At 68.0% G+C, this 12295-nt stretch carries 10 protein-coding genes; 5 read left to right on the top strand and 5 right to left on the bottom strand.

Annotation, left to right across the window (positions count from 1 at the left end):
• Together BW39_RS15115 and BW39_RS15120 are read right to left on the bottom strand one after the other, a co-directional pair.
• Positions 1-477, bottom strand: a 477-nt coding sequence (locus tag BW39_RS15115; protein WP_043822710.1) for a flavodoxin family protein, incomplete at its 3' end; no start/stop codon positions are given.
• Between the two features lie 55 nt (positions 478-532).
• The gene (locus tag BW39_RS15120; protein WP_043822711.1) at positions 533-1504 is read right to left on the bottom strand and encodes a LysR family transcriptional regulator; all 972 of its coding nucleotides are present in this window, start codon (positions 1502-1504) and stop codon (positions 533-535) included.
• Between the two features lie 171 nt (positions 1505-1675).
• On the opposite strand from BW39_RS15120, the gene BW39_RS15125 reads away from it, so the two are divergent.
• Positions 1676-3145 carry an MFS transporter gene (locus BW39_RS15125; protein WP_235264213.1) on the top strand — a complete coding sequence of 490 codons (1470 nt, stop codon included), beginning with the start codon at positions 1676-1678 and terminating at the stop codon, positions 3143-3145.
• Between the two features lie 13 nt (positions 3146-3158).
• Here the strand turns inward: BW39_RS15125 and BW39_RS15130 are convergent, their stop codons facing one another.
• Complete coding sequence (locus tag BW39_RS15130) at positions 3159-5504, bottom strand: TonB-dependent receptor (protein WP_235264214.1); 2346 nt, start codon at positions 5502-5504, stop codon at positions 3159-3161.
• Between the two features lie 186 nt (positions 5505-5690).
• A complete protein-coding gene (locus BW39_RS15135) occupies positions 5691-7025 on the bottom strand; it encodes a sigma-70 family RNA polymerase sigma factor (protein ID WP_043822716.1) in 1335 nt (444 codons plus the stop codon).
• Positions 7026-7151: 126 nt separating this feature from the next.
• Here BW39_RS15135 and BW39_RS15140 point away from each other — a divergent pair, with 126 nt between their 5' ends.
• A complete protein-coding gene (locus BW39_RS15140; RefSeq protein ID WP_043822769.1) occupies positions 7152-7397 on the top strand; it encodes a hypothetical protein in 246 nt (81 codons plus the stop codon).
• A gap of 90 nt (positions 7398-7487) precedes the next feature.
• Positions 7488-8237: a DUF4377 domain-containing protein gene (locus tag BW39_RS30390; protein ID WP_081816214.1), complete on the top strand. Its 750-nt coding sequence runs from the start codon at positions 7488-7490 to the stop codon at positions 8235-8237.
• A 166-nt stretch (positions 8238-8403) separates the two neighbouring features.
• On the opposite strand, the gene BW39_RS15145 is transcribed toward BW39_RS30390, so the two are convergent.
• Positions 8404-9303 (bottom strand): LysR family transcriptional regulator, encoded by a 900-nt coding sequence (locus BW39_RS15145; protein ID WP_043822718.1) that lies wholly within the window; start codon positions 9301-9303, stop codon positions 8404-8406.
• 201 nt (positions 9304-9504) lie between these two features.
• Between BW39_RS15145 and BW39_RS15150 the strand changes: the two genes are divergently transcribed.
• Positions 9505-10116 (top strand): glutathione S-transferase family protein, encoded by a 612-nt coding sequence (locus tag BW39_RS15150; RefSeq protein ID WP_034392716.1) that lies wholly within the window; start codon positions 9505-9507, stop codon positions 10114-10116.
• Between the two features lie 54 nt (positions 10117-10170).
• Positions 10171-12246: an FAD-binding oxidoreductase gene (locus BW39_RS15155; protein WP_043822721.1), complete on the top strand. Its 2076-nt coding sequence runs from the start codon at positions 10171-10173 to the stop codon at positions 12244-12246.
• Positions 12247-12295: the final 49 nt, after the last annotated feature.

Consider the following 12295-nt stretch of genomic DNA (forward strand, 5'->3'; position numbering starts at 1 on the left):
CCCCATCGCCTCCCCCAACGCCCGGCACTGCTCCAGCTCAGCTGCGGCAATCCGCTTGGGCGCCAGGATGGCCTCGGTGGTCTGGGCGTGGGTGCAGATGATCAGGGGCTCAGCCACGGGCTTGAGGCGCCAGCCGGTGGCGATGCGGGCGATCTGGCGGGCGGCGTTCTGGCCGTCGCTGCCCGCGCAGATGAGGCTGGCATAGGGCCGGCCATTGAGGTGGTCCAGCGCCGCGTAGTAGCTGCGGTCGAAGAAGTCCTTGAGCTGTCCGCTGATGGCGGCCAGGTTTTCCGGGGTGGCGAAGAGGTAGCCGTCGGCGGACAGCACATCGTCGGGGCCGGCCTCGGAGGCATGCAGCAGGCGCACCTGCACGCCCTGGCCTTCGGCCGCTGCGCCGTCGCGCGCGGCCTCGGCCATCTGGCGGGTGCCGCCGGTCATGGAGTGGTAGACGATCAGCAGGGTCTTGCTTGCGTTCATGCCGCGAGCATAGACCGATGGAGGGAGAACCGGGCCGCTCCCGCCACGGTGCGGGTCAGGTAACCCCTCTGCCGGCCCCATCCGTCAGCGACGCCAAGGAAGGCCTGATCCATTGCGGATCATCGAGCTGCCGTTGAATGCAGTCGCGCAACCATTGATGCGCGGGATCCGCCTGATGGCGCGGATGCCAGGCCATGCGCATGGGCTGCACCTGTACTTCGATGGGCAGGGCAAACACCACCAGCCCCAGCGATGCGGCCATGCCATGCGCCGTGCGTGTCGGCACGCAGGCCACCAGGTCGGTGCGGGAGGCCGCAATCAGGGCCGAGAACGAACTGGGCACCAGCAGCGCCAGTTGCCGCTGCAGGCCCAGCGCCTCCAGGGCAGCATCCACGGGCGAGCTTTCACCCGGGCGCTGGGTGATGCCGACGTGGCGCGCGGCGGCGAACTGCGCGGCGCTCAGCCGTTGCGACTTTCTGGTGGACTTCAACAGGGGATGGCCGGCGCGCACGACGCCCACCAAGGTCTGCTCCGATATCACCAGGCTCTCGGTTTCCGGGTCCATGCTGCGAAAGCTGCCCACATCCAGGTCGATGCGGCCTTCGCGCAGGGCCCCCGGGTCGGCATGGGTTTCGGGCAGGAACTGCAGGCTGGCCAGCGGCATTTCCGCCTCCAGCGCACGCGAGAGGCTGGCACCGAAGACGACGGCAATGCCTTCGGGCGCCCGCACCACGAAGCGGCGGCGCAGGCCCGCCAGTCCTCCCGCATCGACAGGGTCCTGCAGCGCCCGCGCCTGGGCCAGCAGCGCGCGCACCGGCTCCGCCAGGGCCAGGGCGCGCGGCGTGGGCACCAGGCTGCGGCCCGCACGCACCAGGATGGGATCGCCAAACGCCTCCCTGATGCGTGCCAGCGTATGGCTCATGGCGGGAGTGCTCAGGTGCATGCGCCCGGCCGCCTGCGTCACGCTGCCGGTGCTGAGCAAGGCATCCAGTGCAATCAGCAGGTTGAGGTCGTATGTGTTCGCCATACGAAATCATACGTTCAATACATTGCACTGTACAAAACCCACACCGCTCCCGACACTGGCGGCCGTTGCCTCAACCCAAGCCCTCGCCGCTGCACGCCCATGACGCCCACGCCCACAACCTCGCTGACTTCCCCGCCCGGTCGGCGGAACCTGCCCCGGCTTTGCTTCGCCATGCTCGTGCTGACGCTCGTCCTCGCGGCCCTGGACCAGACCATTCTTTCGACCGCCCTGCCCGTGATGGCCCGAGAACTGCCGGGCCATTGGCCGCTGGCCTGGGTGTTCTCGGCCTATCTGCTGGCGGCCACCGTGGTGATTGCGCTGTACGGGCGGCTGGCCGATGTGCTGGGCAGAAAGCCCATGCTGCTGCTGGCCATCGGCCTGTTCCTGGCCGGCTCCCTGGCCTGTGGTGCCAGCCATGACCTGCAGCAGCTGGTGTTGGCGCGTGCCCTGCAGGGCGCAGGCGGCGGCGGGCTCATGACGCTGACGATGCTGACCCTCGCCGACCTGTTTGCGCCTGAACAAAGGGCCCGCTACCAGGGCCTGCTGGGCGCCGCCTATGGCTTGTCGACCATGATCGGCCCGCTGCTGGGCGGGGCGCTGGTGGAGCATCTGTCCTGGCACTGGGCGTTCTGGCTGAACGTGCCGCTCGCAGGGCTGGCCTGGGGAGTGCTGGCATGGGCGCTGCCCGCCAGGGCGGCTGCGCCGCAGGCTGCCGCCGAGCCCCGGCCCCGCCAGCGCATCGACTGGCTGGGTGCCGTGTTGCTGGCCGCAGCCCTTGTCAGCCTGCTGCTGGCCACCCAGCACAGCCATCTGAATCTGCCCGAGCAGCTATCGCTGTGGGTGCTGCTGGCCCTGGGCGCCAAGTTCGCCCTGGCATTCTTCGTGCGCCAGCGCCGCGCCACCCATCCGCTGCTGCCCCTGTCGCTGTTTGCCCACCCGGCCTACGCGGCGGTCAGTTTCCTGGCCCTGTCCACGGGCGTTGCGCTGTATGCGGCCGTTGTCTTCCTTCCGCAGTATCTGCAGATTGGCCTGCACCTGTCGCCTACCGGCTCCGCCTGGCACCTGGCGCCACTGATGGCCGGCATCACCGCAGGGGCCATTGGCAGCGGCCGGCGCCTGCGCGCCCAGACGCCAGCCGCGTCGCTCGCCCGGGTGGCCTGCGTGCTGATGCTGCTGTCGTTCGGACTGATCACCGCAGCCTTGCACTGGCTGCCGCAGGCACCGCTGGCCCTGTCCGCAGGACTGCTGCCGCTGGGCCTGGGACTGGGGCTGATGTTTCCCATCATCACCGTAGTGGCGCAGCGTGTGTCGCCGGCCCGGCACCTGGGCATTGCCACGGCGGCACCCGTCATGCTGCGCAGCCTGGGCGGCGCCGCCGGCGTAGCCTTGCTGGCAGCCCTGCTCACCCATTTGATGAAACAGGAGCTGGCTGCGGCCAGCCCCCTGGGGGCACACGCCGATGCCGTCACCGCCGCGCTGGGCCACGGGCTGCAGGTCATCTTCGGCTGCGCGGCGCTGGCGGTTCTGGCGGCGTTGGGTGCCTGCCGATGGCTGCCGGCACGCAAAGCCGCAGCGCGTGACGGCCAGGGAGCCCCTGCGGCGCAGAGCGCCGCCATTCGTTCGGCTACGGAAGGCGCCTAGGCCGCCCGGTTCCTCAGAAATCCACCGAAGCCGACACCACGAAGGTGCGCGGAATCATCGGCGAGACGGCGCCCCAGGACGTGACACCGGCCCAGGCCTTGCGGTCGGCCACGTTCTGCACCGTGGCGCGCAGCGTGGTCTTGCGGCCTGCGATGCGGGTGGCGTAGCGCAGGCCCAGGTCGGTGCGTGTCCAGCCCGGGATGCGCAGGCGGTTGGCCTGGTCCACGAACTGGGCGCCGGTGTAGGCCAGGTCGCCGACCAGGGTCAGGCCCTCAAGGGCGGGCACATCCCATTCCACGCCCAGGTTGGCCAGCAGCCGCGAGGTGCCGATGGGCCGGTTGCCCACCAGCGCAGGCGTGGCCGAGCGCGTGATCTCGGGCTTGAGCCAGGTCACGCCACCGAGCAGGCGCAGGCCGCGCGCGGCCTCGCCGTAGGCATACAGCTCCATGCCCAGGTTGCGCTGCTCGCCGTTGGTCTTGTAGACGCCCTGCTCCAGGCCGCCGCTGGGTTTTTCAATGCTGAACAGGGCGGCGGTGGCCATGAAGCTGCCGAAGTCGTACTTGCTGCCCACTTCGTACTGGCGGCTCTTGTAGGGACGCAGCACCTCGCCGTAGTTGCTGGCCGCGGGCGGTGCGATGTCGCCCTTGCTCAGGCCTTCGATGTAGTTGGCATAGAGGCTCCAGTTCGGCGCCTGGCGCCAGACCACGCCCACGGCGGGCGTGGTCACGCTCTCGTCGTAGACATTGGCGGTGCCGCCCGTGAGCACGTTGTAGTTGGTGGACTTGATGGCCTGGTGGCGCAGGCCCAGCGACAGTTGCAGCCTGTCCTGCAGCAGCGAGAGCGTGTCCACCAGGGCCAGGCTGGTGTTGCGGTTGTCATGAATGCGCGGAATGGCCGAAGGCCGCGCAATGCTCTGCGGCGCGTGGGCAATGGGCGCATAGATGCTGGACGCCACGGTGGAGCCCGCCTGCAGCGCGCGGTGAAAATCCTCGCGGTAGCTGGCCAGCTGCAGCGTGACCGAATGCTTGACACCGGCCAGCGCAAAGCGCGAGCGCAGGCCCGCGTCGATGGTGCTGCGGTCCACGTCGAACACCGCGTAGGTGGGCGTGATGCTGGTGGCGCCCGCCGCACTGGTCAGGCGCGGGGCCGAGTCGTAGATGCGGTCCACATCGGCGCGCGACTGGCCGATGTTGGCGAACAGCGTGAGCTGCTGCGTGAGGTCCAGTTCGGTGCGCAGCAGCACGGCGCGCTCGCGGTTCTTGGACCATTCCCAGGGCTGGGTCACGTTGCGCCGGCCATCCGGCGCGGCAGGCATGGAGGTGAGCCCCGTGGGCATGATGGGCCGGCCCACGCCGTCGATGCGCTCGTCCTGCGAGAGCAGGTCCAGCGTGGCACGGAAGCGCTCCACCTCGTAGTCCAGCGCCACGGCCAGCACATGGCCATCGGTGCTTTGATGGTCCATGGACGTATCGCCGCCGTACTTGCTGGCGTTCACACGGATGCCGTACTGGGCCTCGTCGCCAAAGCGCCGGCCCACGTCGGCGTGGGCGCGCCAGAGGCTGTCCGAAGTCCAACCCGTGGTCAGCCGCGCCACATCTTCATTGGCGCGCTTGGGCGCGATGTTGATCACCCCGCCCACGGAGCCGTTGGGCGACATGCCGAACAGCAGCGCGCCGGGCCCCTTGACCACCTCGATGCGGTCCACGTACTCGGTGCGCACGCGGTAGTTGGGGGCAATGCCGTAGATGCCGTCAAAGGCGATCTCGCCCGAGTTGCCCTCCCAGATCGGAAAGCCCCGGATATAGAGGTTGTCCACGTTGCCGCCCGGCAGCACGGTGTAGCGCACGGAAGGGTCGCGGTTCACCGCCTCGGCAATGGTGCCGGCCTGCTGGTTGCGCACGGCCTCGGACGTGTAGCTGGTGGTGCTGAACGGCGCCTGCATGTTGCCGGTATTGCCCAGCACGCCCAGGCGCACGCCCTTGGCCACCTGCCCGCCGGCGTAGGGCGCGGGCAGCAGGCTCACATACTGGTCGCCGGCCGTCACGGTGATCTCGGACAGGCGGTGGGCGTTTTCCGGCAGGTTGTCGGGCGCATGGGCCGCAGCAGGCAGCAGGGTCAGCGTGCCGCCCTCGATGCGCCCCTGCAGGCCGCTGCCCTGCAGCAATGCCGCCAGGCCCTGGCGCACATCGTGGCTGCCGTTGAGCGCCGGGGCCTGCCGGCCCTGCACCAGTTCGGAGGAGTAGGTGAGCTGCAGCCCCGCCTGGCGCGCAAACTGGCTCAGCGCCTGGGCCAGCGGCTGGGCCGGCACGTCGAAGGACACCGATTGCGCGGCGGCCAACTGCAGTTGCAGGCCCAGCACCAGGCCTGCACATGCATGAAAAACCGCTGTGCGGCGGAGACGGAGGCGGAATCGGAATCGGGAGGACTTGGGAGCGGACATAAGGACTTTCTGGAAGACAGGCTCATTGCGAATCGCCGGCACAGGCAGGGCGCCCGGCCTTTCATATGCAAATACGAGTCACTCCCAAAAACCCTGAAAAAAACTTCACGGCTCCGCGCGCCCGCCGCGCCGCGCAATCCGCAGGCCGCCGTCGTCCAGCACGCTGACCTGCACCGGCGCGAACTGCGGCAGCCCGCGCAACCATCGCTCGGTCTGGGCAATGCGCACATGGCCGCTGATGGCCAGTTGCGCCGCGCCCTCCTCCACCACCAGGCGGCGCCGCGTGTAGCGGCCCAGCCGGTGCACGACGCGGCCCAGCGGTTCCTGTTCGAAGACCAGCTCGCCCTCGCGCCAGGCCGCGGGCCGTTGCTGGAGCTGCGGCTGCCATGCAGCGCCGTCGGTATCTCCTGCACCGCCGTCCAGGGGAATGCGCAGCGACTGGCTGTCCTGCAGCAACTGGCTGCGCCCGGTGGCCGCATGCTCCACCCGCACCTGGCCCGACTCCACCTGCACGCGCACCGCATCGGGCTCCAGTTCCACACCAAAGCGCGTGCCCAGCACGGTCACGCGCAGGGGGCCGGCCTCCACCACAAAGGGGCGTGCCGCATCGCGCGCCACGGCAAAGAAGGCGGCGCCTTCCAGCAGCTGTGCCTGTCGCAGGTCGGCACGGTAGGTCAGTGCCACGCGGCTGGCGGCGTCCACGCGCAGCACGCTGCCATCGGGCAGCTCCAGGCTGCGCTGCACGCCCGTGGCGCTGGCCAGTTCACCTTGCCACAGCACGCGGCGGCTCCACATCTGCCAGGCGGGCCAGGCCGCGCAGGCCATGCCGGCCACGCCCAGCAGCGCACCCAGGGCACGCCGCCGCCGCTTTCTGGAAGAGGCCTGCAAGCCCGCCTCCACCCCGCCGCGCCAGCGCAGCAAGGCGGCTTCCAGGCAGGCATCGGCCTGCATCAGGTCGCGCTCCACGGTGTTCAGGGAGACCTGCAGGCGCTGGGCGATGTCGGCCTGCCGCTCGCCATGCAGGCGGTGGGCCAGCAAGGCGGCCTGCATGCGCTCGGGCAGGTCTGCAATCGTGCGCTCCACCACGGCCAGTGCCTGCCGGTACATGGCGCGGTCGGCCACATCGCCTTCGGCCTCGGACTGCAATTGCGCCCAGTCGTCCATGCAGCGCTGCTGCGCACCGCGCTGGCGCAGCCTGTCTATCGCCAGATGCTTGGCCGTGGCAAACAGGTAGGCCCGCGCGGCTTCGAGCGTGGGCGAGCTGCCATCGGGCAGCTGCGGCGGCGCATCGGCCAGGCGCAGCCAGGTTTCCTGGGCCAGTTCCTGCGCCTCATCACGGCTGCCGGTCTTGCCGGCCAGATAGGACACCAGTTGCTGCTGGCAGGCACAGAAAAGCTGGTGCCAGCGCGCAGCGGTCCAGGAAGCGGAAGGGGTGGGCATGGCCGGGGGAGGTGAGAAATCGACAACGAGAATGACTATCATTCTAGTTTTGTTTGATCCAGGCAGGCCCGGCGGACTGGCCATCGAAGGCAAACTGTCCATCATCAACACCCGGACCACATGCCCATGATCTTCCTGGCGATCACATCTACCGGCTTGGCACAGGCACTTCTCGCCGCCACCGAAAGCGACGCCATCTGGTGCGGCAGCGACGCGATTTCCGAGGCCGACTACGCCGCCCGACAATGGTCCAACCTCAGCCGCTTTGCCTACTCGCTGGAGGACCGCGTTTTGATCGACGATGCCGTGTCCACCATTGAGGAACACCACCCAGGGCATACGATCTGGGTAGAGGCCTCTTCCCTGCGATAGCGGGTTCTCTGGTCACCACCTTGAGGGCTTCAATTGAAAGCTTTTCTTCAATTCCTGGCAGCCATACTTTTGTCCACTGCAAGCCACGGCATGGAACACATTGCCAGCCAAAGTGCGCTACCGCATCAAAACAAGGACGCGGAGTATTTATCTGCCTACGAATGGAACCTGCAGCAGGCTTTCGATGCCGTAGGCAAAGAGAAAAAGAATTGGAAAACACCAGACAGCCCCTCAATAAAGCTCTGGTTCTCCAAAGATGGAGATTTCGGTACACGGATATGCAATTTCATGAACTGGAAATATGAGATGGATGCCGATGCAGGCCTCCAGATCAAGCCCGGCATCTACACGATGGCCGGGTGTCCCGAGCCATTGATGGAGCTGCAAAAATGGGCGAGTGACTTACTGTCAAGGAAATTCCACTACACATTGACAACGGCAATCGCCAACGCACCGCCCCATCTGCAACTGCGCTTTGGCGATGGCAGCCGGTGGGAATTGAAAGGCGAACCCACACCAATAACGAAGTACGGAAGTGAGGGCCAGCCGATTCTTCTGGAAGTCGAAGCACAACATGTGCGATGCAATGACAGCACAGCCAATGGCACCGAGTGCCTGCGCGTTCGAGAGGTCAATTGGCATGTTCGCAACGGGAAAGGCGAATTCCACAACCATGGAAAATGGCAGACTTTCAAATTGACGGCGATTGAAGGCTATTCACATCCACCGGGCTGGCACGGTGTTCTGAATGTCACTCGCTTCAAGTTGAAGAATCCGCCGTCCGGCGAAATGGCATTTGCCTATCTATTGCAGGGAGAAACAACCCGATTCTCCCAATAGAAACGCCATGCTTGCCTACGCGCCCAACCCCAAAGTCATTTCCCGAGCCACCTGCGCAGCCTCCCTGCGCCTGACCTCGGCCTGATCGACAAAGCCGCAATCCAGCGATTCGGCGCTGGTGCACATGGTTTGCAATGCGCGGAAGATGGCTTCCCGGCAATGGCCGCTACCACCTCAACGCCGCCACCCGCAGCGCATCCACCGCCATATCGATGAAGGCCCGCACGCGATGCGCGGCGTGCCTCCCTTCCCTGTGCACCAAATGAATCGGCAGCGGTGGCCGCTCGAAGGGCTCCAGCACCAGGCGCAGTGCGCCCTCCTGCACGGGCTTGGCGATCTGGTAGAGCGGCAGGCGCGTGATGCCTTGCCCGGCCAGGGCGCAGTCCGCCGCAGCCTCGTTGGTCATGGACATGAGGCGCGGCTGCAGGCGCACGGCCAGGGCCTTGTCGCCTTCGAGAAACCGCCATTCGGGCGTGGAGGTGAGGCCGGATGCGGTGATGGTGGTGTGCTGCGCTAGCTCCTCGGGCCGCTGGGGCACGCCGTGGCTGGCCAGGTATGCGGGCGAGGCACACAGCACCTGCCGCACGCTGCCCACGCGGATCGCCTGCAGCGAGGAATCGGGCAGATCGCCGATGCGCACGGCCACGTCCACGCCCTCGTCCACCAGGCTGACCACGCGGTCCACAAACCAGCAGTTGACGTCCACCTCAGGAAACCGGCCCAGGTAGTCGTGCACCACGGGCAGCACGTGCATGCGCCCGAAGTTGACCGGCGCCGTGAGCGTGAGCCGGCCGCGCGGTGCGGCATGGGCGCTGGCGGCATGCTCGTCGGCCTCTTCCAGCTCGGCCAGGATGCGGCGGCAGCTGTCGGCGTAGGCGGTGCCGGCCTCGGTCACGCGCACGAAGCGCGTGGTGCGCGTGAGCAGGCGCACGCCCAGGCGCTCCTCCAGGTCGGAGACGGCCCGCGTCACCACCGAGGGCGAGACCTTGAGCCGCCGTGCGGCCGAGGCGAAGCCGCCCGTGTCCACCACCGCGAGAAATGCCGTCATGGACTGGAAGCGATCCATCTGTGCCTGCCTTGTCTGTGTCGTGTATCTGCCCGGCTGCGAGCGGCCCGCGCAGAACTGCCCAGGTTTGCGCCGGCGCTTTGTTCGCGTTCCCGCAAGAGTGACTTGCCGCCGCCAGGGATTCTAAAGATGCGGGCGGAGAAGGAGGATACGTCCCGTGGCGCCGACAACCGGCGCCTTCACCAACCCCAAGGAACCGCAATGAAGCTCTACCACTTTCCCCTGTCCGGCCACGCCCACCGCGCCCGCCTCTTCCTCGGCCTGCTGGGCGTGGAGCATGAGCTGGTCCACGTGGACCTGGCCAACGGCGCGCAGAAGAAGCCCGAATTCCTGGCGCTGAACCCGCTGGGCCAGGTGCCGGTGCTGGACGACAACGGCACGGTGATTGCCGACTCCAACGCCATCCTCGTCTACCTGGCGCGCAAGCTGGACCGCCAGGACTGGATGCCCCTGGGCGCACAGGCCGAGGCTGAGATCCAGAAATGGCTGAGCATCGCCGCCGGCCCCATTGCCTTCGGCCCGGCGGCGGCCCGGCTGGTCACGGTGTTCAAGGCCCCCTTCCAGGCCGAGGAAGTGATAGCCCGCGCCCACGCCATCCTCGGCAAGATCGAGGCGCAATTGACCACCCGCCCCTTCCTCACCGGCGCCACGCCCACGATTGCCGACGTGGCCCTGTACAGCTACATCGCCAGCGCGCCCGAAGGCAATGTGGACCTGCAACCCTACCGCGAAGTGCGCGCCTGGCTGGGCCGCATCGAGGCGCTGCCGGGCTTCGTGGCATTCGCCCAGACACCGGCCGGCCTGCGGGCCTGAGCGCCTGAGTGCCTGAGCCACACCTCCCCTGAAACACCGGCAAAGGAGCGCACCATGCACCCGCAACCCCTGCAAAACCCTGCCTCGCCCTGGCATGCGGGCGAACTGGCGATCCAGCAAAGCGTTGGCGTCGTGGGCCGCATGGACATGCCGGGCCGCAAGTTCCTGCGCCCCTTCCTGCTGGACCAGCACCGCGAGTTCTATCCTCTGCTGCATTTCGTGGTGCTGGGCAGCGTGGATGCGCAAGGCGACGCCTGGGCCACGGTACGGGCCGGCGAGCCGGGCTTCCTGCACTCTCCCGATCCATCGACCCTGCATGTGGCGGCGGGCCGCGATGCGGCCGACCCGGCCGAGCCGGGCCTGGCTGATGGCCATGCCGTGGGCCTGCTGGGCATGGACCCCATGACGCGCAGGCGCAACCGGCTCAACGGCACCGTGCGGCGCAAGACAGGCGTTGATGGGGCGGGCGCCTTCGACATCGGCGTGGTCCAGAGCTTCGGCAACTGCCCGCGCTATATCCAGAACCGCAGCGTCCGGTTCGTCCGGCCTGCGGACGAGCCCACGCAGGTGCCGGCGGTCGAACTGGCATCGCTGGACCCGCGCGCGCGGGAGCTGATTGCGCAGGCGGATACGTTCTACGTGGCGTCCTACGTTGATGGGGAGGATGGCCTGCGCCAGGTCGATGTCTCCCACCGTGGCGGCAAGCCGGGCTTTGTGCGGATCGACGCCGATGGAACGCTGACCATCCCCGACTTCTCGGGCAACCTGTTCTTCATGACGTTGGGCAACTTCCTGGTCAATCCCAAGGCGGGCCTGCTGTTCATCGACTCCGAAACCGGGGAAATGCTGCAGATGACGGGCGAGGCCAGCGTCATCCTCGACTCCCCGGAAATCGCCGCCTTCGAGGGCGCCGAGCGCCTGTGGACCTTCAAGCCCCGCCGCATCGTGCGCCGGCCCGACGCCCTGCCGCTGCGCTGGAGCATGGCGGCCGACGGCTGGTCGCCCCACCTGCAGATGACCGGAAGCTGGGCCGATGCCAGCCAGCGCCTGGCCGCCGCCCGGCTGGGGCGGCAGTGGCGGCCGTTCCGGGTGGCGCAGGCCGTGGATGAGAGTTCCACCATCCGCTCGCTCTACCTGGAGCCGGCCGATGGCATGGCCACGGTGCCCCCCCTGGCCGGCCAGCACCTGCCGCTGCGCCTCACGCTGGCGGACGGCAGCCATCTGCAGCGCACCTATACGCTGTCGCTGGCGCCTTCGGACGGGCGCTTGCGCATCAGCGTCAAGAGGCAAGGCCGCGCATCCAGCCATCTGCATGGCCTGAAGCCCGGCGATCTGGTCGAGGCCCGCCCGCCCGCTGGCAGCTTCACCGCCGATGCGGCCCTGCGCCGCCCCGCCGTGCTGCTGGCCGCGGGCATAGGCATCACGCCCTTGCTGGCCATGCTGCGCCACATCGTCCACGAAGGCCGGCGCACCCGCAGCCTGCGGCCCACCTGGCTGTTCCAGGCGGCTCGCACGCGCAGCGAACGGGCCTTTGACACGGAGATTGCCGAACTGGTGAAGGCTGGCAATGCCGAGGTGCACTGGGTGCGAACGCTCAGCCAGCCCGGCACGGCAAAGGCCGGCCGCGACTACGACCATGAGGGCCACATCGACATGGCCCTGTTGAAGGCCACCCTGCCCTGGGACGACTACGACTTCTACCTCTGCGGCCCGGACGCCTTCATGCAGGCCACCTATGACGGCCTGCGCGAACGCAACGTGCCCGACGAGCGCATCCACGCAGAAGCCTTCGGTCCCTCGGCCCTGAAGCGCTCCATGGCCGGTGCAGCCCCCGCCGCCGAACTGCCGGCACCCGCCACACAGCCTGTCCGCATCATCTTTGCCGACTCGGCCAAGGAAGCGCGCTGGAAGCCCGGCGACGGCAACCTGCTCGAAGTGGCCGAGGCCCGGGGGCTGGAGCCCGCCTTCGGTTGCCGAGGGGGCAGTTGCGGCGACTGCCGCACGCGTGTGCTGCAGGGCGGGGTGACCTATGCCTCGCCACCCTCCTTCGCCGTGCCAGCGGGCGAGGCACTGATCTGCTGCGCCGTGCCTGCGCAGGGGACGGGGGAGGCTTTGCATCTGGCGTTGTGAGGGACGGCCGCCTGGCGTAGATACACTCGACGCCATCGCCGCTCTAACC

Source organism: Delftia sp. RIT313, from assembly GCF_000632165.1.
In the GTDB taxonomy this organism is placed as follows: Bacteria; Pseudomonadota; Gammaproteobacteria; order Burkholderiales; family Burkholderiaceae_C; genus Comamonas; species Comamonas acidovorans.

Coding starts and splice junctions, on each gene's coding strand:
- BW39_RS15140 (WP_043822769.1), top strand. CDS start 7,152: ATGATCTTCCTGGCGATCACATCTACCGGCTTGGCACAGGCACTTCTC.
- BW39_RS15120 (WP_043822711.1), bottom strand. CDS start 1,504: ATGGCGAACACATACGACCTCAACCTGCTGATTGCACTGGATGCCTTG.
- BW39_RS30390 (WP_081816214.1), top strand. CDS start 7,488: ATGGAACACATTGCCAGCCAAAGTGCGCTACCGCATCAAAACAAGGAC.
- BW39_RS15150 (WP_034392716.1), top strand. CDS start 9,505: ATGAAGCTCTACCACTTTCCCCTGTCCGGCCACGCCCACCGCGCCCGC.
- BW39_RS15125 (WP_235264213.1), top strand. CDS start 1,676: ATGCTCGTGCTGACGCTCGTCCTCGCGGCCCTGGACCAGACCATTCTT.
- BW39_RS15135 (WP_043822716.1), bottom strand. CDS start 7,025: ATGCCCACCCCTTCCGCTTCCTGGACCGCTGCGCGCTGGCACCAGCTT.
- BW39_RS15155 (WP_043822721.1), top strand. CDS start 10,171: ATGCACCCGCAACCCCTGCAAAACCCTGCCTCGCCCTGGCATGCGGGC.
- BW39_RS15145 (WP_043822718.1), bottom strand. CDS start 9,303: ATGGATCGCTTCCAGTCCATGACGGCATTTCTCGCGGTGGTGGACACG.